We start from the raw sequence: 23781 nt of genomic DNA, 5'->3' as shown, positions 1-23781 counted from the left end.
TCTAACCCGATAAAGTTAGATGGTTCCTTTTACATATTAAAATACGCTCTTGTATCTTCTTCGTCTTGTTTCAACTGTTCAATTAACGCTTCGGCGCCGTTAAATGCAACTTGTCCTCGTAAAAAATGATTCCAACGTACACGTACATGTTCCCCATAGATGTCTTGTTTAAAGTCTAAAATATAGACTTCAACTGTTAACTGGCGGCCTTTTTCAAAGGTATCATTATGCCCAATCGATCCCATGGATGGATACCACTTGTCACCGACTTGTAATTCCGTTACGTAAACACCTTCTTGAGGCAATCGAGTAGTACTTTTAGTTTTAATGTTAGCTGTTGGAAACCCTAAAGTACGACCACGTGCATCTCCATGGACAACAGTTCCCTCAATTTCATAGGTATAACCTAAAAGATCGGCAACTTCTTCCATTTGACCAGCATCTAAATGTTCACGAATTCGTGTAGAACTAATCTTTTCACCTTCAAGTGTCGCTTTTGGTACAGTTACTATTTCGAATCGGTCTTTTGCATATTCTGGTAAACAAGCCATATTCGCAATTTCTTTCGGGCCATACGTATAATCAAATCCCGCAACAGCTACTTTCGCATGTAAATCGACAATATATTGATCGACAAATGCTTGTGGTTTTAGGCTAGCAAATGCAGAAGTAAATTCGACAATATACAAAATATCGACACCTTGTTCTTCCATTAATCGTGTTTTTTGTTCTAAACTAGTCAAATATTTCATTGTATCTGGTTGTAACTTTTGAAAAACAATTGATGGATGTTGATTAAAGGTCATCACTGCTAACTTCAAATTTTTTTCTTCAGCAATTTTCTTACCTGTTTGAATGACTGTTTGGTGTCCTCGATGCACACCATCAAAAAAACCTAAAACTAGTACAACATCTTCTGGCGGAATAATTGCTTCCTCATAGGGATGACGACATTCTATAATCTTCATGTTCTTTACTCCTTATTCTGTTTGTAAGACTTTTAGTGGTTTCACAATACCTGGTTGTTTTTCATGTGGTTGATACAGGCAAACCACTTTTTCTTGATAAAAGACTGCAAATGGTTCGGTAGGCATTGCAGTAAGTTCGAAATCTTCAAAACGTAAACGCATGCCGTTTTTGACTTTCTTCCATAAATCTTCTGAAATATCTACTCGGAAAAAATCTTTTACGCCAAACTCGATTGGCAAAAGAATATCTCCTAGTTTTTCACTATCCATTGCTTCTTGAACTTGCGCTAATGTCACGGCTTGCTCTTTTGCAAAACCAGCACTTGCTGTTCGCGTTAAATCGGACATATGGGCAGGGACACCCAATTTTTTACCAGTATCAACTGCTAACGTACGGACATATGTCCCCTTGCCACAAACAACTCGGAACCGCCAAGATTGCGTGCCATCGGGATGCCAAACTGGCTCACTTGTGCGTTCAAAGCTGTCAATTTGCGCTTTTCGTTCTGGCCGCTCAACAGTCTCACCATTTCGCGCATATTCATATAATCGTTTTCCATTTACTTTAACAGCAGAATACATGGGTGGAATTTGAATAATTTCTCCTATTAATTCATGCATTGCTCGATCAATTTCTTCTTTAGAAAATGGACTTGCTAACACTTGTTGTTCAACAATTTCGCCCGAAGCATCTTCTGTTGTTGTACTATAACCGAGAGTAATCTCCCCTTCATAGACTTTACCTGAATCGGTCAAAAATTCAATGACTTTTGTTCCTTTACCAATACAAATTGGTAAAACACCATCTACATCTGGATCTAGCGTACCACCATGTCCTACTTTTTTCGTATGTAGAATTTTTCTTAATTTAAATACACAGTCATGACTGGTCATCCCGCGTTCTTTCCATAGGGGTAAAATGCCGTTCATGCGTTCACCTCATTTATTTTTTTCAACAGTCACCATTATAACATATCCATCTTATTTGGGTATAATCAAACTTTCATTCCAAAAAATAGGGGTCAGACACTTGTCTGACCCCATCAATCATTATTCTTTATTCAAATTGCGAATCATTTCGTCAATTTTATTTCCATATGAAACAGACTGATCTAATTCAAAAATTAGCTCGGGTGTTTTATACAGTGTTAATTCACGACCTAATTCACGACGAATCAAGCCTGTTGCTTTTTCTAATCCCTGTTGTGCTTTTTGTCTGTCAGAAGCTAAATCTGACAATAAGCTATAATAGATGGTTGCTTGTTGCAAATCACCTGTTACATGTACATCCGTAATAGTTACTTCCTGCACACGAGGATCACGTACTTTTTTTCGCAAGATTTGATTAACTTCCTTCAAAATCTCTTGTGCAACTCGACGATCACGATAATTGGCCATTAAAAGACCTCCTTTGTGAGTTGATTATTTTACTTTAATTTCTTCCATGATGTAACCTTCGATTACATCATCAACTTTGATGTCGTTGAATTTTTCAATCATTGCACCACATTCAAAGCCCAATTTCACTTCTTTAGCATCATCTTTAAAACGTTTCAAGCTAGCTAAATTACCTTCGTAAATAACGATTCCATCACGAATGACACGTACACCACTATCACGACGAATGAAGCCTTCTGTTACGTAACAACCAGCAATGATACCGACTTTAGAAACTTTGTATGTTTCACGGACAACCATTTGACCAGTAATTTTTTCTTCAAATTCAGGATCAAGTAGTCCTTTCATTGCCGTTTCGATTTCTTCGATTGCTTTGTAAATAATACGGTGTAAACGAATATCAACTTCTTCAGTATCTGCTTGTTGTTTGGCTTGTGGTGTTGGACGAACGTTAAACCCGATAATAATCGCATTACTTGCTGCCGCTAAAGTAATATCACTTTCATTTACTGCACCAACAGCTGAATGGACGATATTTACACGAACACCTTCGACATCAATTTTCTTCAGAGAAGCTGCTAAAGCTTCAGCAGAACCTTGTACATCAGCTTTAATAATTACGTTAACTTCTTTTAATTCGCCTTCTTTTAGACTTTCAAACAAGTTATCCAGTGTCACACGAGAACTTGATGAACGTTGTTCAATCAATGCACGTTTCGCGCGTTCTTCCCCTGCTGCACGTGCTGTCTTTTCATCTTCAAAAACAACAAAACGATCGCCTGCTTGAGGAACATCATTTAAACCAGTAATTTCGACTGGCGTTGCAGGTGCTGCAGATTTATCACGTCGACCTAAGTCATTAGTCATTACACGAACACGACCGTAAGTATTACCAACAACAATTGGATCACCCACGTTTAACGTTCCTTGTTGAACTAATAACGTTGCAACCGGACCTTTACCTTTATCTAAACGAGCTTCAATTACTGTTCCAATTGCATTTTGTGTTGGATCAGCTTTCAAATCTTCGACTTCAGCAACTAAAAGAATCATCTCTAATAATTCATCAATGTTTTGACCGAATTTCGCTGAGATTTCAACGAAAATAGTATCTCCGCCCCATGCTTCAGGAATCAATTCATACTCACTTAATTCTTGCATCACATGTTGTGGGTTTGCCGCTGGTTTATCAACTTTATTCACTGCCACAATAATTGGCACTTTTGCTGCTTTCGCATGGTTAATCGCTTCGACTGTTTGTGGCATGACACCATCGTCAGCTGCCACAACTAAAATCGTAATATCTGTGATACTTGCTCCACGCGCACGCATACTTGTAAACGCCGCATGCCCTGGTGTATCTAAGAAGGTAATTGGTTTGCCATCAATATCAATTTGATAGGCACCAATATGTTGCGTAATTCCGCCAGCTTCACCACTAGTTACACTTACACGTGAATGACGCAAAGTATCTAACAATGTTGTTTTACCATGGTCAACGTGTCCCATAATTGTGACAACTGGTGGACGAGAAACTAGATTTTCAGCTTTTACTTCTTCTGGTTCAAAGAACTTATCGATATCAGCAATATCTACTTGTACTTTTTCTTGTGGTTCAATACCATAATCGGTTGCTAATAATTCAATCGTATCTTTATCCAATGGTTGATTTTGGTTAACCATAATCCCCATCATGAATAATTTTTTGATGATTTCAGCTGGTTCACGGTAGATTTTTTTCGCAATATCCGCTACATTCATGCCATCTGTATATTCCAAAATTTCTGGTAACTCACGGAATTTACGAGCTGGTACAGCAGGTTTGTTAGATGCTGGATGTTGTTTCCCTTTTCTGCCTTTTTTGTTGAATTTGTTACGGTTTTGATTACCTCCAAAATTGTTACCACGATTGTTAAAATTGTTATTGCGGTTACGATTTTGGTTGTTTTGACCTTGTGTTTGGTTTGAACGATTTTGTCCTTGATTTTGTGCAGGACGATTTTGATTCGTTGTTTGTCCCGCTTGATTATTTGAGCGGTTTTGATTATTCGTCTGCCCTTGATTATTTGATCGTTGTGGACGGTTTTGATTATTTTGTTGTCCTTGACCTTGCGCTTGGTTTGAACGATTTTGTCCTTGATTTTGCGCAGAACGATGTTGTTTATTTTGATTGCCACTTTGTTGTTGGCGGTTTTGGAAGTTAGGATTATTTCTTTGTGTTTGGAATTTTTTGTCGCCTTGAGCGTTTCCTTGGTTTACTGGTTTTTGGGATGCTGGTTTTTTCGATTGTGACGCAGCTCCACCTAGTTCTTGACGTAATTTTTTCTCCTCACTATCTGAGATTACTCCCATGTGATTTTTTACATCATAGCCTAGCGATTGTGCTTTTTCGACAATCTCTTTACTTGATTTGTTAATTTCTTTTGCAAGTTCGTATACTCTTTTTTTCCCCATGCAATCACCTTCCTAACCTAATATTAATTCCTTGATTCGTTTAGCAAATCCATTATCCATGACGCCTATAACCATTCGTTGCTTGCCAATGGCTTGGCTTAATTCATCGGAGTGGAAAACGTCGATACAAGGAACTTGATAAAAAGAACTCTTGTCTTTTACTTTTTTCTGTGTGTTCTTTCCGGCATCATGAGCCACTAAAACAAGTTTTGTTTTTTGCATTTTTACTTCTTTTACGGTCATTTCTTCACCGGTTACCAGTTTACCAGCACGCATTGCTAGTCCTAACATGTTTAATGCTTTTTGTCTATTCATTGCCAAACAACTCTCGTCTAGCTTTTTGATGGGTAACATAATCAACTAATTCTTGATAAAACTCATCCGTCAATTTCACTTCTAATACACGGTCTAAAATGCGTTTATCCCATGCTAATTGTGCTTCACTTGGTTCCATTGCAATGTATGCTCCACGACCAGGCATTTTACCTGTCGGATCAATCGCAACTTCGCCTTCTTTTGAACGTGTAATGCGTAACAGTTCCTTTTTTGGAATCATTTCACCAGAAACAACGGATTTTCTTAAAGGAATTTTTCTTTTTTTCATCGGAATCCCTCCAACATTATTCTTCTACTGATTCTGTTTCATCATTCAAAAAAACTTCTTCATCTGTCACAACTTCAGGCTCATTATCTAACTTTTCATAAAAATCTGCCATATCTGATTCAGACTTAATATCAATTTTGAATCCAGTTAATTTCGCAGCTAAACGTGCATTTTGTCCACGTTTACCAATTGCTAATGATAGTTGATAATCTGGAACGACAACTGTACATGCTTTTGGATTCGTTACATCAAAAATTACATCGCTAACTTCCGCTGGGTTTAACGCATTTGCGATAAATACTGCGGGATCTTCATTCCATTCTACAATATCCATGTTTTCGCCTTTTAATTCATTCACTAAAGCTTGGACACGTTGTCCTTTTGGTCCAACACATGTCCCAACAGGATCGATGTTTTCATCATGTGAACGAACAGCAATTTTTGAACGATCGCCTGCTTCACGTGCAATGCTGACAATTTCTACAATTCCATCATACACTTCTGGCACTTCTTGTTCAAACAAACGGCGTAATAAGTCTGGATGACTACGACTTACAAAGACTTGAGGTCCTTTTGATGTATTTTCAACACGTGAAACGTAAACTTTAATACGATCATGTGGTTGATAAAATTCATTCATCATTTGATCTTGTTTTGATAAAACTGCTTCGATTTTGCCAAGATTTACATAGATATAACGATTGTCTTGACGCTCAACAATCCCTTGCATGATATCTTTTTCATACGCGCTGAATTCATTATAAATGATATTACGTTCAGCTTCACGCACACGTTGTAAAATGACTTGTTTTGCTGTTTGGGCAGCAATTCGACCAAAGTCTTTTGGTGTCACTTCAAAACGAATTTTATCGCCAATTTCATAAGCAGGATTAACAGTCATCGCTTCTTGTAAAGAAACTTCCAATTGTGAGTCCATTACTTCTTCAGAAACTTCCTTGACAGCATACACGTGGATGTTGCCTTTCTTTTGATCAAATTCCACTTCTACATTTTGTGATTGACCATAATGGCGCTTATAAGCAGAAATCAATGCTGCTTCTAATGCTTCAATAACGATTTCTTTAGAAACTCCTTTTTCAGCTTCCAAAGCATCTAATGCGTTCAACATTTCTTTACTCATTGTCTTTCGATTCCTCCGTGTTTAAAATTGAATAGCTAGACGAGCTTTTGCAATATTTTTGCGTTCAACTGTAATTTCTTTTTCTCTTGTTTTGATTTTAATCTTTAAAACAAGAGTTTCTTCATTAAATGATTGTAAAAAGCCTTCATATACTTTTTCACCATCTAATGGTTGGTATAAAGAAATATGAATATACTCACCTAAAGCTTTTTCATAATCGGTCTCTTTTTTTAATGGGCGTTCTGCACCAGGAGAAGAAACTTCCAAAAAATAAGCTTGAGGAATTGGATCTGGGTCAATAGTATCTAATTTTTCACTTAAATGTTCACTGACAAAAGCACATTCTTCAATATCAATGCCACCGTCTTTGTCAATGAAGACACGAAGAAACCAACTTTTACCCTCTTTCACAAATTCTACTTCCACTAATTCAAAATTTTGTTCCTCCAAAATTGGAGTTACTAAGTCTGTTACGGTCTCCACAACAGTACTCAAATTTTATCGCCTCCTTCATGTCTACTAATGAAATCAAGTTCATTCCATAAAAAGAGTGAGGGAAAAATCTGCCCTCACTCACCTCTAGTATCATTACGTTTACAAATATAACATGATTCCGAAACTATTTCAAGTTTCAGACGTTTTCAGACCTTTTTCATTTACAAAAAATTAGAAAGGATTCGTGGAATCAATGCTTTTTCTTCAAAGTCCAAAGGTACTTGATGTGGAAAAAACTGCACCATTCGATAACTATAAACACCCAGTATCACGACGAGCATCGCTGTCCAAAAAGCTTTTGACGCATATACTTTTTGAATAATTGGCTGTTTTCTCAAAAGGACAATTCCAAATAAAATAGGGACTAACCAAAACAACGGATGATAATAAAAAGCTTCATCAATCTGACCGGATAACAAATGTAGAAAAGAACGCGTCATACCACAACCCGGACAAGGAATACCTGTTATCCAACGAAATAGACACATTAATAATCCGTCCATTCATCATTTGAAGTTGAATCGATTGGCGGTTGATTATTGACTTCGGCATCAGCACGCATCGCTTGATCCCACAAGCGATTTAAATCCGACTGTAAAATAGCCATATTAATGAGCGCTAGGCCAAAAAATGTTAGTAAAATAAATAGCAATTTATTATCGGTTGGCATTGAATAGCCTGTTTGGTACTGCGCCCGCATCATTAATTCATTGATTCGATACCACCAATAAAATTGATACAATCCACAAGTCAAAAGCGTAAGTACAATGACTAAGGAAGGATTTAAGTGATAATCTTCTGTATATTCATTTAATTCACTTGTTACTTGGTACATCCAAATGAATGGGTAAATTCCACAAGTAATAATGGATAAAACAATAATTAATAACACTGATCGATTGGGGCCAATCATACGTTTCTGATTCATAGGTCACTCTCCTTGATTCTTTCCTACAAGTATACAATGAAACGTACCTATTGATAAAGTGATGAAGCCAGTTTTATCAAAAATTATTTTTTTCAAAATGATGCATGCGATTATAATGCATATCATTGACAATATCTACACTGAAATCATCCAGTTGGTATACCACAGACCATTCTGTTCGCCATTCACCATTCCATTCAATCTTTACTTCTTCAAGTAAGTTCATCGCCTCTTCTGCCGTTAGCATTGCTTCATTTGTTAAGTTTTGTTGCAATATCTCATAACGATCATGACCAATGCCTATCTCAAAATCTTTTCCTGGTGATAACTGAAAATTAGTTGCCATCGATGTATGAATCACATTCATTTTTTGTTCTGCCCAGTCTACGACTACCGTATCACCACTTTTGTCAGCAATTAAGAAGTGATATGGCATACCTGCTGATGAATGCATATCATATTTTCTTAACAATTCAATAGCTTCCTCTGTTGTAGCTGCTTTATCCAGTAGCATTCGAACGGCAATAGTTGTCGTAATAGCTGTTTTCCCGGTCTTTTGTACAGTTGGTTCTGTCTGTAGCTCTAATACAGAAACACTCAATCCCTTTTCATTCATGCCGTCAACACTACCATACGGGGCAGCCAAAATTGATAGTTTTCCCATCAATGTTTCAGGCATTGTATCTTGTTCTTCGGATACACCTAAATGAGCTAAATTCACCATTGAATAGGATTTATAAGCATCTTTAGGTTCAGTATATACCAATAAAGCACCTGCTTTTGCGTAATCGAAATTACGACCCACTAGCCATTTGCCTTCTGGGGTCTTGACTGAAAAAGCACTACAACCAAATAGATTTTCATTGGTTTCAATCGGATAGCCAAAAAATAATTTATCAGAAACCACTTTTTCCAATTCACTCACGCTACTTACACCACGCGCTAACACGTCATCCAATTTGTAATCATTTTGATAATTGACACTGTATAAATCACCATCAACTTGCTTAATTGAACTAATTGTTTTTAAACGTGTAAACAACACACCGACAACCGCTATGATTAAAATAGCAAGTACACTGATTATCCGAATCACCCATTTTTTCATATAATTCTTCCACTTCCTTCAATTGATTTCCTGATGTTCTTATTGTAATATGGCCTTGGTATCACTACAATGTTCAATCAACCGACAGTTTTGCTATGTACTGTCGATTTAAGGAGAGAAAGATGACTACAAAAGATAGACGCATAACGAAAACAAAAAAAGCACTACAAAACAGTCTCGCAGAACTCGTCAGTGAGAAAGATTTACATACGATTACAATTAAAGAATTAACCACAACTGCCGATGTTCATCGCTCAACGTTTTATGCACATTATGTTGATATTTATGAGTTATATGACGAGGTAGAAAATATGGTTATCCATGAATTATCGGAATTAATTGAAACAAACTTCTCGCTCGAGTTTAGTATGTATTACCAAATTCTGTTTGATTATGTTGAGAAAAACCAACAATTTTGTAAAATGTTATTTAGTAATCATATTACGCACAGTTTCTTTGATCGTTTAACAAATCTGTTTAAAAATGCTTGTTTAAAGAGTTGGTGTATTCTTTTAAATACCACTGAAGTCTCTGCTGATTTAGATTATTTGGCACAATATCATCTCCAAGGTTGTTTTGGAATGATTCGTAAATGGTCAGAAGCTAATTTTGCTTATCCAAAAGAAAAAATGCCACATTTATTATCCATTATTGATACTAGCTTAACGAATGTTATCAATAAAAAACTGCGAAAAAAAGAGGAGCATCCCTTCTGATGTTCCTCTTTTTAATCGCTTATCGTTTCTTTCACCTTTATTATTTTCGTTTGCGAGTTCTACGATTTTGTAAGTACTTGTAACTACTGCACAAACCAATATTTAAGAACATGATTGCTGACAACACCGAGACAATATTATTTGTTACTTGCCCATCAACAATTACTCTTTGATAACTCTGTGATGACAAAAATATGTATAAGTGAAACAACCCTAGACCTAAAAAGAATAAACTACTAAATCCTAATTTATTAAACTCATCCACTCGATAATATGCATCATTTAAAACCATGTAACCTGTGACAAATATAACGGGTAAAAAAAGAAGTAACGCTAATATTGCCGACATTGTAAAATATTCTTTTGTTGCAAATAAAGTATCTGTATAGAAAATAACTATCAATACCATTTCCATAATAAAAGCATACTTGTAGCCCTTTTGTCTCACCAATAGCTGTCTTTCATCAAAATTCTGTTTCATATCTACCTTTCCTCCCAAAATAAGTCATCCAATGTTTTTCCTAATACTTTGCAAATACGTATACATAATTTAATAGTTGGATTGTATGCCCCTTTTTCAATCGCACCAATTGTCTGGCGGGTGACACCAATCCTTTCAGCTAATTCTGATTGCGTTAGACCTTTTTCCGCTCGTGCTGCACGCAATTTTAAGTTTTTCATCGAACCACCTCACTTAAATTGTAAACTATAACAAACTAAATGTACAATATAGATGTCATTTTTACTGTTAAGCCTAAAAAAGAATGCTCTTCCTTTCGGAGAACATTCTTTTTTTATTAACGACTAAAATTATTTACTTCTGCAACAATGGCATCTACAAACTCATTTAGCAATTCTACCGCTGTTTCTTTGCTACCATAACGACGAATATTTACTGTACCGTCTGTCATTTCTTGGTCACCGACAACGATTTGGTATGGAATTTTTTGTGTTTGTGATGCACGAATTTTGTAGCCCATTTTTTCATTACGGTCATCAACTTCCACACGAATACCTTTTGTTTGTAGCATTTCTTTGACTTTATAAGCATAGTCACTGTGTGCTTCAACTGAAACAGGAATAATTGTTGCTTGAATTGGTGCCAACCAAGTTGGGAATGCCCCTTTATATACTTCGGTCAAGTAAGCGACAAAACGTTCCATTGTTGAGACAATGCCTCGGTGGATAACAACTGGACGATGATTATTTTCGCCGTCTTCGCCAACATAAGTTAAATCAAAACGTTCTGGCAATAAGAAGTCCAATTGAATCGTAGACAATGTTTCTTCCATTCCTAGCGCAGTTTTAACTTGCACATCAAGTTTTGGACCATAGAAAGCTGCTTCACCCTCAGCTTCGAAGTAATCTAATTCTAATTCGTCCATTGCAGCTTTCAACATAATTTGCGCATTTTCCCACATCTCATCATCGTCAAAGTATTTATCTGTGTTATTTGGATCGCGGTAGCTTAGACGGAAACGATAATCTGTAATGTTAAAATCAGCATATACAGATGTCATTAAGTCTAATGTACGTTTAAATTCTTCTTTAATTTGATCTGGACGTACGAATGTGTGACCATCATTTAATGTCATTTCACGTACACGTTGCAATCCTGATAACGCACCTGATTTTTCATAACGATGCATCATTCCTAGTTCGGCAATTCGAATTGGTAATTCACGATAAGAGTGAATGTCATTTTTATAAACCATCATGTGATGTGGACAGTTCATCGGACGTAACACTAACATTTCGCCATCACCCATGTCCATTGGCGGGAACATATCTTCATGGTAATGATCCCAGTGACCAGAAGTTTTATACAAATCAACGTTTGCCATAATTGGTGTATAAACGTGTTGATAGCCTAAACTTACTTCTTTATCCACGATGTAACGTTCAATTGTACGACGGATAGTAGCACCTTTTGGTAACCAGAATGGTAGACCAGAGCCAACCTCAGGAGATAGCATAAATAGGTCTAATTCTTTCCCTAACTTGCGGTGGTCACGTTCTTTTGCTTCTTCACGTAAACGAATAAATTCTTTCAAATCTTTTTTGTCAAAGAAAGCTGTCCCGTAGACACGTTGCATCATTTGGTTATCCGAGCTACCGCGCCAATAAGCACCTGCCACTGACAATAATTTGAAGACTTGGATACGACCAGTTGATGGTACGTGTGGTCCACGACATAAATCAACAAAATCACCTTGTTCATAAGCTGTAATGACTTCATCTTCTGGTAGATCATTGATTAATTCTTCTTTATATGGATCGCCTGCAAATAATTCTAACGCTTCTGCTTTCGTTAATACACGACGAGTAATTGGATTATTTTCTTTCACAATTTTCATCATTTCAGCTTCAATGGCTGGTAAATCTTCAGCAGTCACTGGATGTTCACCATTATCAGTATCATAGTAGAATCCAGAATCAATTGCTGGTCCTACACCAAAATGAATGCTTGGATACAAGCGACGCATTGCGTTTGCCATCAAATGAGCAGTAGAATGACGCAATAAAGCCAACGCTTCTTCATGATCAGGAGTGACGATTTCAATAGCTCCGTCTTCTTCAATTGCTCGATCCAAATCGATTAATTCACCATTCAATTTACCTGCTAAGGCTTTTTTAGCTAAACTTTTTGAGATACTTTCAGCGATTTCTTTGGTTGTAATTCCAGCCGCAAATTCTTTGACTGCGCCATCTGGAAAAGTAATGTTTATCATTTTAGTTCCTCCTAGTTCGTATTATTGATTGATAAGAAAGTCGTATTGTAAGTTCCTGTTCCATCGTATAGATGTCTTACAATAAAAAAAGTCCTAGCATCACAATTGTGACACTAGGACGAAAATTCGTGGTTCCACCTAATTTTAAACACGAAAAATAAACGTGTTCCTCTAACGTGATAACGGTACGACCGCTTTTGCTTCAACAAAAGTTTCGAAAGTGGTCATTCCTTGGTTTTCTTCTGGAAAAGTTTCAGCCTAGCTTTTCCTCTCTTATCGAAGACTCTCAAGTGCAGTTGTCTTTCTCATCAATCAATTATGGTATCATTTAACCACTTCTTACAGAAAATTGCAAGTAAGAAATTAATTTATTTCCATTCACCGTTATTTCCGTAAGTCCCTTTTTTCAATTCATTGATAATCACGTGGATATTTTCTTTCGGTGCACCACTTGTTTTGTGGATAGCTTCTGTTACTTCTTTCATCATTGCTTCTAATTGTTCGGGTTTACGTCCTTCGATTAATTCAATATGAACAAATGGCATATTATTTCCTCTTTTCTTCAATTTAGCAAATAGCTAGTTCTTCTTTCAAAAATTGAGCTAACACCACCGCTTGATTGTGTTGGGTATCTTTCGCACTATAAATCAATGTAACATTCTCTGTTTGTAACCATTCACTAATTTGTTGAATAAAAGCAGTTACAGAAGAATTAGCAGCTAATTCTGTGCGATAGTTCGTTTGAAACCATGAAAATTTTTCGACTTGATGATTAAATTGCTGGCGTAATTCTTTAGTTGGAGCGATGTCTTTTGCCCACAAATCTAAATGTAAGGTCTCTTTTTTTATCCCTCGAGGCCACACACGATCCACTAGAATTCGCTTGCCATCTTCAGGTGTCATTTCTTCATAGGCTCGTTTGATTTTGAGTTTGCCCATTTTTGCTCATCTCCTGAGTAAATTATAGCGCGCAACTAAATATTGTACAAACAAAAAAGGACACGTTCAATAATGAAAATGTCCTTTTCGTGATTAATCTCTTGCTTCCAAAGCCAAGCGAATCGTTTCATCCACTAATTCAGATTGTGCATCGACAACTGGATAGAGCGTTTGTTTAGTTACTTCTTCCATCAATGAAAGTTCGGTACACCCTAATAACAAAACATCACACGCATGTTCTTTTATCATTTTCTCAAGAATAGAAAAATACAATTCTTCATTCAAAAAATTATTTTCTTTGATGTCTCGATAAATAAGATTGGTCACTTGTGTTTGAATTTCCATTGGTGGAATAACCACATCTATTTCTTGATGTGCCAATAACTCTTTTTCATACACTTTTGATTGAATAGTCCCTTCAGTCGCTAATACTCCTACACGCACTGGTCGATCATCACGCCCAAATTTTGCTAAGATAGCTTTGACTGCCAAGCGTGGCATATGAAGAATTGGTACAGAAGTGACACTAGTTAATTCATCATAAAAGTGATGCGCTGTGTTACAAGTTAACACAAAAAAGTTTGGTTGAAGAGGTGTATACTGTATCAAATCTTCTTTGAGTTTTGTCGCAGGATTTTCATTTGATTTTCCCAAAATAAACGCTGTGCGATCGGGAACTGTCGCATGATTAATCAACAAATAATTCAAATAATCTTGATCGGAATGATTGGGTGTGCGTTCATTTAATAGTTGAACAAAAGCTTCAGTCGCTAGTGTTCCCATCCCACCTAAAATAGCAAAAAAGTTTTTCATACACATCTATTTCTTTCTAAAGTATTTTTTGTAACGTCCATAGTACCCACGGAAAATATGTTGCACTAATAGGTACCGTTTAACATTCATATCTTTATTATAATAAATAGTTGATCCATATTGTTTCGTTTTAAGATAACGTTTCATCTCTTCTTTGTCAGGTCCTTCAGCAATATATTTCAGAAGAATTTTTTTAGGCACGCCAATCCATAATTTATCCCCTTTACCATAAATCGTTTCTGTTGAAGGGATATTTAGGATATAATCTTCTACTAAGTATTTTGCTAAATTGTACCCACTTAATGTCACAAAGAAACTGCTACGACCTTGGCGTAAATTAATTTCAAATAATTTATATTCACCATCACGTTCATCATACTTCATATCAAAGTTTGCAAATCCTGTGTACTCAATTTCTTCAAGAAACGCTTTAATTTGTTTACAAATTTTTTCATTGTAATCTGGCATGATTGCAACATAGTTTCCCACTGATTGCGGTGTTGGATCCTCAAGTAATGGATGTCCCAGACACATCATACGCACATGATGATTTTGATCAACATAAGCATTTAATACACGCATCCGAGAATCATCACCAGGAATAAAGTTTTGACAAATCATTTCTGAACGATAGCCTGCAGCATAAATCTTAGCCAATACGCCATCTAATTCTTGTTGTTCTGAAATAATAAAGGCTTTTTTACGCCCTTCAAATTCAACATCCAAGTATTCTACACTATTAGCTGGTTTCAAGGCTACTGGAAAAGCAAATGGCAATGTAATTGATCGCTTTTGTTCGAAAAGCTCTTTCGTAATAATTAGCGTTTCAGGATAAGGTAAGCCATACTTTTCACACGTTTCGTAAAAAGATACTTTATTTGATAACAATTCTTGAATTTCAGCATTTACTGTTGGACAGATAAAGCGTTCTGAAAGTTCTTCTTTATGATGTGTCACTAATTCTGTGTAGACATCGCCACAAGGAACTAATAACAACTTTCGAGTATCGTTTTCGTATTCTTTCATCAGCTGACGCATCACAGCAATAAAACCTTCAGACTCATTAAACCCTTGGTGGGCATGAACATTCACAATTTTACTGTATTTTGTTGCTGAAAGGAATGCCGCACTGTGAGCTTCAGACACAATCCCATATTCTTCGTAAAAGGAACGTGCCATACCATAAACATTGATGTCGCTACCCAATAAAATGGGTTGAAATTGTTCGTTCATTTTTTTATTCACTGTTAAAACACATTCTTTCATTCTCAAATTAGATAATTATTTCCTTTTATTGATTGCTTTATACATTCTTGACAAATAAAACAAGACGATACCAGTATAACATAAATCAAAAATACAAGGGAACAGCTAGTTTATTTTTCATCGACAAAATAAACTTTATACCACACTAAGAAAGAATAGATTGTCCAGATTTTACGACGAGCATCAATTTCTTGCGTATAATTTTTATCCAGCATTTCAAGGATTTTTGCTTGGTCAAAGAATTCCGGTACATAGTCTAGCTCAAATACACTACGAACTTCTTTGTAGAACTTTTCTTCATGTAACCAATCTTTAATCGGTACTGGGAATCCTAATTTTTCACGATCAGCCCATTCATCCGGTAAATGACGATTAGCTGCTTTTCGAAAGGCATATTTTGTATTTTCAGCATTCATTAAATATTTCACTGGAATTCTTTCTGCCAATTCCATCATTCGAATATCTAGTAATGGTGTACGAGCTTCTAAAGAATGCGCCATTGTCATTTTATCGGCTTTTAATAAAATATCTTTAGGCATCCATTGGTGAATATCTAAATATTGCATTTTTTTCACTTCTGGTAAATTCGGTACTTTATCATATTGCGCTTGCGCAATTTCTCTCACTGTCACGCTCTTTTGATAAGCTGGCTGTAAAATTTGATCAGCTTCATCTTCTTCAAAAACAAATGCTTGCCCAATAAAGAAATCTTCTGCTGGTGCTAAAGATTTATACAGATGTAAGCTACCTTTAAAGGTTGGCATTTTTTTAATTGTACGCGCCAAGCTATAACGAGTATTTTTGGGTAATTTTTTTAATTTTTCAGCAAACACTCGAACCGTTCTTGATTTGGTTGCAAAACCATAATCTGTATAACCTGCGAATAATTCATCTGCACCCTCACCTGAAAGCACAACCGTTACTTGTTCACGCGCAAGTTTCGCTAAGAAATACAAAGGCACGCAAGATGGGTTTGATGAAGGCTCATCTAAATGGTATTGAATATTCGGAAAAGCATTAAACGCTTCATCACTAGTTACTAATTTAGAAAAATTGCGTAACCCTAATTTTTCAGTTAATTTCTTCGCTTCATGTGACTCGTTATAGCTCTTGTCACCAAAACCAATTGAAAATGTATAGTTTGGTTTACTTACAGACGTTACAAAGCTTGAATCTACACCACTTGATAAAAAGGTTCCTAATTTCACATCACTAATGGAATGCGCAGCTACTGATTCTTGCACAGCATCATCAATTAAATCGATGGCTTGTTCTAATGTCATCTCTTCTTCTGAAAAATCTGCATCCCAATATTGAGTCATTTCTAACTCACCATTGCGAACAAAAAAGTAATGCCCTTCTGGAATACGATACACATTCTTAAAGAATGTTTCATCAATTGCTGAATATTGGAAAGTCATGTATGGTTTTAATGCTTTCTTATTCACTTCTTTGACGAAATCTGGATGATCTAAGAAACTTTTAATTTCAGAACCAAACATAAACGTATCATTTCCATGATAGTAATAATAAGGTTTAATACCAAAATGGTCACGCGCACCAAACAATTCTTGCTTTTCACGATCCCAAATCGCAAAAGAAAACATTCCTCTTAATTTTTTCACAACATCTGTGCCATATTCTTCATATCCGTGTAAAATGACTTCTGTATCGGCTTTCGTTGTAAAAATATGCCCTTTGGCTTCTAATTCTTTACGTAATTCTTGGAAATTATAAATTTCTCCATTAAAAATAATTGCTTTCGTACGATCTTCATTAAAAATTGGTTGATCGCCACTTTTTAAATCGATAATACTTAAACGACGGAATCCCAAGGCAACGTGATCATCGACAAATTCACCTGAACTATCAGGCCCACGATGCACAATCCGATCCATCATTTGATGTATTTGTTCTTTTTTTTCTTCAATTGTATATTTATTCGTCACAAAACCCACGATTCCACACATATAATAAATCCACCTATCTAAAAATTCATTACTATTTTATTTATCATTATTTGACAATAGTCTAATTTACTATAGGATATATATCCGATATAGTCCAGAATTATCTTACAAATTTGATTTTTTTTAAATAAATCTCTTGAAAATACCATTTGAAATAAAAACTTATAACGTAATCCAATATCGTCGAATAATTTCTTGATTCGTCGTATCCAAAACTTTCTTTTCTAATTGCCCATGATTGGCTTCAATAATTTTAGCTGACCCTATATTGTTATCGTTGCAAGTCACTAAAAGTTCAGTCATACCTCTTTTTTTAGCTTCTAATAAAGTCGCTCTTAATATCTGTGTGCCATACCCTTGTTTTCGATAATTCGGATGGACGGAATAACCAATATGTCCACCAAACGCTTCCAAGTAGTCATTACACAAACGAAAACGTAAATTGGACATCCCCACGAGAGTCCCCTTATCAATAATTAGCCACGTTTCACTAGGCGCCAACTCAACAGGAGGCTGCTCCTTGCGCATTTTTTCTAACACAGCTAGCCACGCTTCTACCGATGGCATTTGCGCTAAAAAAGATGAACCATCCATTGATTCTACCGTTTCTTCAAAAATTTGACGATAATCTAAAATTTGTTGTTTATATTGTAATGATGGTCGCACGAAGTTTAACATAGCCATCCTCCTTTTTTAGTCTTTCTAAAAAATGTTATTTTTTCTAATAGTATCACGAGTATAAATAATTGATAAGTTTTGTTTATCAAAAAAATAAAGACTGTTTTATGCGTATTTTAATTATCTGTGGATAACGTAAAAATTAATACCACCTGATAATCCCTTATTTATCAAGCTTATTACTAAGCTAGCTTGCTTAGGTGCTTAGTATTCGCAACTGCCACGACACATTAAATGTTTCACGAAACAAAAATAAAACTACTAACGAAATAACGAAAATGCTTATCTAGCATAATAAAATCCATATAATCACTTGGAACTACCCGTGAAACATTTTAGGAAATTTAACGATGCTAATTTATATCAGAAAAATTGGTGTATTCATAACTCACGCTATTGTAGGAATAAAGATTTTTTATTCCCCATCTAAGTTCGTTATGTGCTATAATTTTGGGGCTATATTTTTTAGGAGGTTGCCGCATGGAAGAACGTTTACTCGAACAGCAACATGTTGAATCCACCATTCAAGTGATTCAAAATGAACAAGAATTAATCAAGAAACAACAAGACACATTACAAGACACCTTGCAATCACAGTTAAAGGAGATTTCAGACAAACGAATTAACACAGGGTCGGAAGAAGCCTTTTATGAATCGGTACTAGAATACCAACAACACGAACAAGAATTAATGTTGCGTTATCAAACAGCAGAATCACAAGAAAAACGTTTAAAAACATTAACAACAATGTCCGGCAATCCTTATTTTGCCCGAATTGATTTTACAGAAGGAAATGAACCAAAAGAAACGCTGTATCTAGGAATTTCCTCTTTACGAGATAGCAAAGAAGAAACGATTGTCATTGACTGGCGCGCACCAATTGCTAATCTCTATTATGAAGGCGAGTTAGGACCGACTTTTTATCAAACAGATACCGATGAATTTGAAGTTGAACTCCTACTAAAACGTCAATTCAAAATTAGTGATGGTCAATTGCTTTCAATGGTCGATACTTCTGAAGTGATTAACGACGAATTCTTATTGGAAATTTTAGACGAAGCTTCTTCTTCACAAATGAAGAACATCGTTTCAACGATTCAAAAAGCACAAAACCAAATCATTCGCGATACAACCAGTAAGGTAATGTTAATTGAAGGAATTGCTGGTAGTGGCAAAACTTCTGCACTCTTGCAGCGAATTGCTTTTCTATTATATCGTAATCGCAAATGGCTTGATGACCAACAAGTGTTGTTATTTTCACCGAACCATCTATTTTCAGACTATATCGCCATGGTGTTACCTTCTTTAGGTGAAAGTGAAGTGCCTACACGGACTTTCCGATCATTCTTACAAAATTTATTACCAAATTATGAAATCATAAAAGAAGAACAACAAGAAGAAAACTTCTTAACAGGTGCAAACGATCGAGTGGAAAAACTAAAAAACGGTCTCGCTTTAGTGCAACAAATTCCGAATTATCTTCAATCAATTACAAACTTTGGTCCCCTTTTCCGTGACCTCAAAGTAAAAGGTGACACATATATTACCAAACAACAAATTCGTCAATGGTATCAAGAAACAAATCCACAATTGCCGTTATATCAACGGACACAGTTACTACAAACTAAAATTTTGAAAAAAATTGGCGGTCTTGAAAAAGAGGAAGCCAAAAAATCATGGGTCAAAGAAGCAACACGTGAAAAAGTCCAAGAAATCTTCGAAAATGACCCTAATTTAGAAGATTCTGAGGAGAACGAACGTCGCTTATTCAACAAAGTTCGCCGACAAATCGTGCGTAAGAAATTCCGGGCAATGACCCGTGGCGTCAATCAGTTTCAATTTATTCATTTTCCAAAACAGTATTTGCATTTCTTAAAACAAACAACCGGCGATTTGCTGAAAGCAGCTGAAATTTCAGAAGATGAGTGGTTACAATCTATTCAGCAAACTCGTCAATCATTACGAACTCGTCAATTATCACAAGAAGATGCCTTGCTATATACGTTACTAGTACGTGGTTTATATCCAATGAGCATTGAACAAAAAGCACGTTTTATCTTCGTTGATGAAATGCAAGATTTTCCACCCGCACAAGTCGCCTTATTACGAGAGCTTTATCCCAAAGCCGGAATGACTTTGTGTGGTGATTTAAACCAAAAAGTATTTGGGAATGAAACCATTGTCCATTCCTTGGATCAACTGTTCCCAACAGAAACAGTAGCACGCTACCAATTAACGACTAGTTATCGCTCAACAGAAGAAATCACTAATTTTGCAAATCAATTCTTGTCTCAAGAAGACCAAGTAAAAACTACAGCGCGCCGTGGTCCTCTACCACGTATCATCCAAACCCAACCGGATAAAGCCATGCAATGGTTAGCAAATGAGTTACAAGACGAAGAAAAAAATCGTCGTTGGCGGACAGCGATTATTTGTAAAACAACAGATGAATGTGAGACTTTGTATGCCTCATTAACTAATGATTTAAAGGAAAAAATTCAATTAATCGTTTCTGAAGAAGACTTTATGAAACGTCCAATTATGATTATTCCAGCATTTTTAGCCAAAGGTTTAGAATTTGACCGTGTGGTTGCGTGGAACATCAATCAAGCATTCCAAACAGAACAAGACAAGTTAGTCCTTTATACGATTGCTACGCGTGCTATGCATGAATTGTCATTAATTGCTATCGAAACAATTAGTCCTTTATTAGCAACAGCTGATTCAACTACCTATACAACCAAATAAAGAAAAAAGCTGACAAACAGGTTTGAAATGTTTGTCAGCTTTTCTCTACATAAGTGGTGCAAACACTTTTAAGGTCCAGCCCATTATTTTCATTAAGACACTTTCATTTTTGACGTCTTCCAGGGTGATGCGTTGTGATTGGGCAAGTGTTTTTTGGAAATCTTCTTCAATCGTCGGAATAACCGCTACTTTTTCCATATAAATGCCACATTCAAAGTGGTGATAAAAACTACGATAATCCAAATTTACGGTGCCAACAGTAGCTTTACTATTATCACTGACAAAAACTTTCGCATGAACAAATCCAGGCGTAAATTCATAGATATGAACCCCTGCTTCAATTAATGTGCGATAATGGCTTTTTGCCAATGCAAAGGCGTAGGCCTTGTCTGGAATATGCGGCAAGATAATGGTTACATCTACCCCACGTTTGGCCGCCATATAAATCGCACTTTCCATCTCACCATCCAAAATCAAATACGGTGTCATAATGTGTACGTATTCAGTTGCCTTATTCAAAATATCCAAATAGACAAATTCACCGACACGATCGCCATCCAATGGAATATCACCATATGGAATCACATGACCTGCTTCTTGGATGACTTCTTGTGGTCTATTCAACCAATTCTCTACATCCAGCACACCATCATCCAATGCCCACATTTGTAAAAACATTAATGTAAAACTATCGACAGCTCGTCCTTTTATCTTAATTGCTGTGTCTTTCCAGTAACCAAAACGTTCAATTTCATTGATATATTCATCAGCTAAATTAATTCCACCAGTAAAAGCGACTTTGCCATCAATGACACAAATTTTTCGATGATCTCTGAAGTTATAAACCGTTGAAACAAACGGACGAATAGGTGCAAAAATTTTGCATTTAATCCCCAAAGCCTCGAGTTTTTTAGGATAACTATGTGGCAACAATGAGAATTCATTAAAACCATCATATAAGAAACGTATTTCAACGCCCTCTTTTGCCTTTTCGATGAGAATATCTAAAATTGACCCCCACATTTTTCCTTCACCAACAATGAAATACTCCATAAAAATAAAGGACTCTGCTCGTCGCAGTTCCTCCATCAAATCCAAAAATTTATCTTCACCAGTGGGATAATACGTCAGATTCGTATTTTCATACACCGGGTATGGTCCAGTTGCCCCTACAAACGTTGCAACACCTAACAAATCTTTTTCCTCTTGAATTTTTTCCATCAGTTGTGGTTCTGTTTCAATCAACTGACTACTTTCTTCATTTAAACGAACCAAACGCCTTTTTTCCAAACGATGCCCAATTTCTAATTGCATATAAAAATAAAGAAAAATACCGATAATCGGCAACACTGTAAATAGCACCATCCAAGTTAACTTGACACTACTATCACTGCGACTATTCAGCAAAAACATGTAGCCAAAAACTGTAACTACAATGGCCCCCCCATAAAACACATGCACATAATTATTGGATACATATTCAAATAAAGCGACTAATAATAGTACTTGTAATAATAAAAATACCAATGCAATCCCTATTCGACTAAAAATCAGTTGCAACAACCCTTTTTTTCCTCTTTTTAATAAATAAATTGGTTCTTTCTCTTCCATTTTTCCCCTCCTACGCCTTTCTTATCATACACAAAAGAAACAAAAAAAGACAAGCTTTTGCAACTTGTCTTTTTCATTAAATAAAAAAAGTCGTCTCAGGATACTTTAAATGAATAATTTCTAATATCATACGCAATTCAACTACATTTTCTTGATTCTCTGGATCAAAAATTTTACTATGTCGTCCGATTTGACCATTGTTAATTAATCGATATTGGCGATTCCAAGCCATGAATTCCTCTACTGTTTGAAATTGACTAATAGGAAAGCCTGCCCCATCCAAAATTTCAGATAAACGAAATGCCACATAAGCACTATCTACAACTTGATAGCTTCTTGTTTGCTCTGATTGATTTGTAATTAATGCCTTTTTTGGTTTATTTGCTAATAACCATTCTAAAAGAAGAAAAAAACCAGCCATTCGAGTTGGCTCATCAAATAGTCTTTTAGACTCAGGCGAAGAACGAAAAACCAATGGAATTAGATAATCATTGCGATAAATCAACATTGGTGCACGCTCAACTGAGCAACTTAAATAACGATTTAAGTAACTTGTTCCTTGATAATTATCTAATCGATACCCTTGAACCCCAAATGATTGATACTTTTGACACAGTTGTGAACAATCAGCCACAGAAACAGCAACTTCTGTTAATTTCTCATAACCACTCAAAATTCGATCAAAGGGTTGTAAAACAATTTTTTCTTCCACTGTTTAGCCCCCTGTTAGTTAAAAATTAACTCGTTTTCCTAATCATACCATAATTCCAAAAAAACATTTACTGAAATACGAAAAAAGCGGTTACTTTTCTTTCATTTACTTGCTTCTTCCCACTAAACTTCTTACTAAAACATCCGATACAATTAGTAAATAGACAGAGGAGTGAGTTCATTTGAAAATACCACCTAATCTACCCGTATTTCATGCGCAACATCCGACAACCAAACCTGACGTGCAATCTCCTGACAAAAAAGAAACATCAACTATTGAGAAGCCTATCAATAAAAAAGCACCGAGTTTAGCTGATGACAGCCGACGTTGGGCAGAAGACATTCGTTTACACCATCCAGAAAAATACACAGAATGGGTTGCTCGAAACAAAGAAAAAACACTGTCTGGTTATCCTGATTTATCGCCATTGCCTCATGGATTTTCTATTAGAGACTATTACGCAGCACAAAATCCACCAAAAGAGTAAAGGAGAAATCAAT

General features: G+C 35.9%; 25 protein-coding genes. 3 read left to right on the top strand and 22 right to left on the bottom strand.

Annotation, left to right across the window (positions count from 1 at the left end; translation table 11 throughout):
- Positions 1 to 29: 29 nt before the first annotated feature.
- The 11 genes from ribF to BAU17_RS09205 form a co-directional block, all read right to left on the bottom strand.
- Positions 30 to 968 (bottom strand): riboflavin biosynthesis protein RibF, encoded by a 939-nt coding sequence (gene ribF, locus BAU17_RS09255; protein ID WP_161902536.1) that lies wholly within the window; start codon positions 966 to 968, stop codon positions 30 to 32.
- A gap of 12 nt (positions 969 to 980) precedes the next feature.
- Positions 981 to 1898 carry a tRNA pseudouridine(55) synthase TruB gene (gene truB / locus BAU17_RS09250; RefSeq protein WP_161902535.1) on the bottom strand — a complete coding sequence of 306 codons (918 nt, stop codon included), beginning with the start codon at positions 1896 to 1898 and terminating at the stop codon, positions 981 to 983.
- Between the two features lie 120 nt (positions 1899 to 2018).
- Entirely contained in the window at positions 2019 to 2366 is a 348-nt protein-coding gene (gene rbfA, locus BAU17_RS09245; protein ID WP_161902534.1) for a 30S ribosome-binding factor RbfA, read from the bottom strand.
- Positions 2367 to 2390: 24 nt separating this feature from the next.
- On the bottom strand, positions 2391 to 4820 hold the full coding sequence (gene infB / locus BAU17_RS09240) for a translation initiation factor IF-2 (protein ID WP_161902533.1): 2430 nt from the start codon (positions 4818 to 4820) through the stop codon (positions 2391 to 2393).
- Positions 4821 to 4832: 12 nt separating this feature from the next.
- Positions 4833 to 5135 (bottom strand): YlxQ-related RNA-binding protein, encoded by a 303-nt coding sequence (locus tag BAU17_RS09235; protein WP_161902532.1) that lies wholly within the window; start codon positions 5133 to 5135, stop codon positions 4833 to 4835.
- Positions 5128 to 5424 carry an RNase P modulator RnpM gene (gene rnpM, locus BAU17_RS09230; RefSeq protein WP_161902531.1) on the bottom strand — a complete coding sequence of 99 codons (297 nt, stop codon included), beginning with the start codon at positions 5422 to 5424 and terminating at the stop codon, positions 5128 to 5130. The genes BAU17_RS09235 and rnpM overlap by 8 nt, the downstream gene beginning before the upstream one ends.
- Positions 5425 to 5440: 16 nt before the next feature.
- Positions 5441 to 6565, bottom strand: a complete 1125-nt coding sequence (gene nusA, locus BAU17_RS09225) for a transcription termination factor NusA (protein ID WP_161902530.1) — start codon at positions 6563 to 6565, stop codon at positions 5441 to 5443.
- Between the two features lie 21 nt (positions 6566 to 6586).
- Positions 6587 to 7060: a ribosome maturation factor RimP gene (rimP, locus tag BAU17_RS09220; protein ID WP_161902529.1), complete on the bottom strand. Its 474-nt coding sequence runs from the start codon at positions 7058 to 7060 to the stop codon at positions 6587 to 6589.
- 161 nt (positions 7061 to 7221) lie between these two features.
- Positions 7222 to 7548 (bottom strand): DUF2752 domain-containing protein, encoded by a 327-nt coding sequence (locus BAU17_RS09215; protein ID WP_237579104.1) that lies wholly within the window; start codon positions 7546 to 7548, stop codon positions 7222 to 7224.
- The gene (locus BAU17_RS09210) at positions 7548 to 7988 is read right to left on the bottom strand and encodes a DUF4234 domain-containing protein (protein ID WP_161902527.1); all 441 of its coding nucleotides are present in this window, start codon (positions 7986 to 7988) and stop codon (positions 7548 to 7550) included. The genes BAU17_RS09215 and BAU17_RS09210 overlap by 1 nt, the downstream gene beginning before the upstream one ends.
- Positions 7989 to 8064: 76 nt before the next feature.
- Positions 8065 to 9096, bottom strand: a complete 1032-nt coding sequence (locus BAU17_RS09205; protein WP_161902526.1) for a linear amide C-N hydrolase — start codon at positions 9094 to 9096, stop codon at positions 8065 to 8067.
- A gap of 122 nt (positions 9097 to 9218) precedes the next feature.
- On the opposite strand from BAU17_RS09205, the gene BAU17_RS09200 reads away from it, so the two are divergent.
- Positions 9219 to 9812, top strand: coding sequence for a TetR/AcrR family transcriptional regulator (locus BAU17_RS09200; RefSeq protein ID WP_161902525.1), 594 nt, complete (start codon positions 9219 to 9221; stop codon positions 9810 to 9812).
- Between the two features lie 40 nt (positions 9813 to 9852).
- On the opposite strand, the gene BAU17_RS09195 is transcribed toward BAU17_RS09200, so the two are convergent.
- The 9 genes from BAU17_RS09195 to BAU17_RS09155 form a co-directional block, all read right to left on the bottom strand.
- Positions 9853 to 10293 (bottom strand): hypothetical protein, encoded by a 441-nt coding sequence (locus BAU17_RS09195; RefSeq protein WP_161902524.1) that lies wholly within the window; start codon positions 10291 to 10293, stop codon positions 9853 to 9855.
- A 2-nt stretch (positions 10294 to 10295) separates the two neighbouring features.
- A complete protein-coding gene (locus BAU17_RS09190) occupies positions 10296 to 10493 on the bottom strand; it encodes a helix-turn-helix transcriptional regulator (RefSeq protein ID WP_161902523.1) in 198 nt (65 codons plus the stop codon).
- Positions 10494 to 10609: 116 nt separating this feature from the next.
- Entirely contained in the window at positions 10610 to 12544 is a 1935-nt protein-coding gene (gene thrS, locus BAU17_RS09185) for a threonine--tRNA ligase (RefSeq protein ID WP_161902522.1), read from the bottom strand.
- A 368-nt stretch (positions 12545 to 12912) separates the two neighbouring features.
- Positions 12913 to 13110 carry a 2-hydroxymuconate tautomerase gene (locus tag BAU17_RS09180; protein WP_267913753.1) on the bottom strand — a complete coding sequence of 66 codons (198 nt, stop codon included), beginning with the start codon at positions 13108 to 13110 and terminating at the stop codon, positions 12913 to 12915.
- A 1-nt stretch (position 13111) separates the two neighbouring features.
- Positions 13112 to 13483, bottom strand: coding sequence for a DUF488 domain-containing protein (locus BAU17_RS09175; RefSeq protein ID WP_161902520.1), 372 nt, complete (start codon positions 13481 to 13483; stop codon positions 13112 to 13114).
- 93 nt (positions 13484 to 13576) lie between these two features.
- Positions 13577 to 14296 carry an aspartate/glutamate racemase family protein gene (locus BAU17_RS09170; RefSeq protein ID WP_161902519.1) on the bottom strand — a complete coding sequence of 240 codons (720 nt, stop codon included), beginning with the start codon at positions 14294 to 14296 and terminating at the stop codon, positions 13577 to 13579.
- A gap of 6 nt (positions 14297 to 14302) precedes the next feature.
- The gene (locus BAU17_RS09165; RefSeq protein WP_161902518.1) at positions 14303 to 15562 is read right to left on the bottom strand and encodes a carboxylate--amine ligase; all 1260 of its coding nucleotides are present in this window, start codon (positions 15560 to 15562) and stop codon (positions 14303 to 14305) included.
- Between the two features lie 110 nt (positions 15563 to 15672).
- On the bottom strand, positions 15673 to 17532 hold the full coding sequence (gene asnB / locus BAU17_RS09160) for an asparagine synthase (glutamine-hydrolyzing) (protein ID WP_161902517.1): 1860 nt from the start codon (positions 17530 to 17532) through the stop codon (positions 15673 to 15675).
- A gap of 162 nt (positions 17533 to 17694) precedes the next feature.
- Positions 17695 to 18210, bottom strand: a complete 516-nt coding sequence (locus BAU17_RS09155; RefSeq protein WP_161902516.1) for a GNAT family N-acetyltransferase — start codon at positions 18208 to 18210, stop codon at positions 17695 to 17697.
- Between the two features lie 480 nt (positions 18211 to 18690).
- Between BAU17_RS09155 and helD the strand changes: the two genes are divergently transcribed.
- Positions 18691 to 20958 (top strand): RNA polymerase recycling motor HelD, encoded by a 2268-nt coding sequence (gene helD, locus BAU17_RS09150; protein WP_161902515.1) that lies wholly within the window; start codon positions 18691 to 18693, stop codon positions 20956 to 20958.
- Between the two features lie 45 nt (positions 20959 to 21003).
- Here the strand turns inward: helD and cls are convergent, their stop codons facing one another.
- Together cls and BAU17_RS09140 are read right to left on the bottom strand one after the other, a co-directional pair.
- Entirely contained in the window at positions 21004 to 22569 is a 1566-nt protein-coding gene (cls, locus tag BAU17_RS09145) for a cardiolipin synthase (protein WP_161902514.1), read from the bottom strand.
- Between the two features lie 76 nt (positions 22570 to 22645).
- On the bottom strand, positions 22646 to 23281 hold the full coding sequence (locus BAU17_RS09140; protein WP_161902513.1) for a hypothetical protein: 636 nt from the start codon (positions 23279 to 23281) through the stop codon (positions 22646 to 22648).
- A gap of 181 nt (positions 23282 to 23462) precedes the next feature.
- Here BAU17_RS09140 and BAU17_RS09135 point away from each other — a divergent pair, with 181 nt between their 5' ends.
- A complete protein-coding gene (locus BAU17_RS09135; RefSeq protein WP_161902512.1) occupies positions 23463 to 23768 on the top strand; it encodes a hypothetical protein in 306 nt (101 codons plus the stop codon).
- The last annotated feature ends 13 nt before the right edge of the window (positions 23769 to 23781 follow it).

It is taken from the genome of Candidatus Enterococcus willemsii, assembly GCF_009933335.1.
GTDB lineage: Bacteria > Bacillota > Bacilli > Lactobacillales > Enterococcaceae > Enterococcus_F > Enterococcus_F willemsii.
This window is presented reverse-complemented; position numbering and strand designations above follow the sequence as displayed.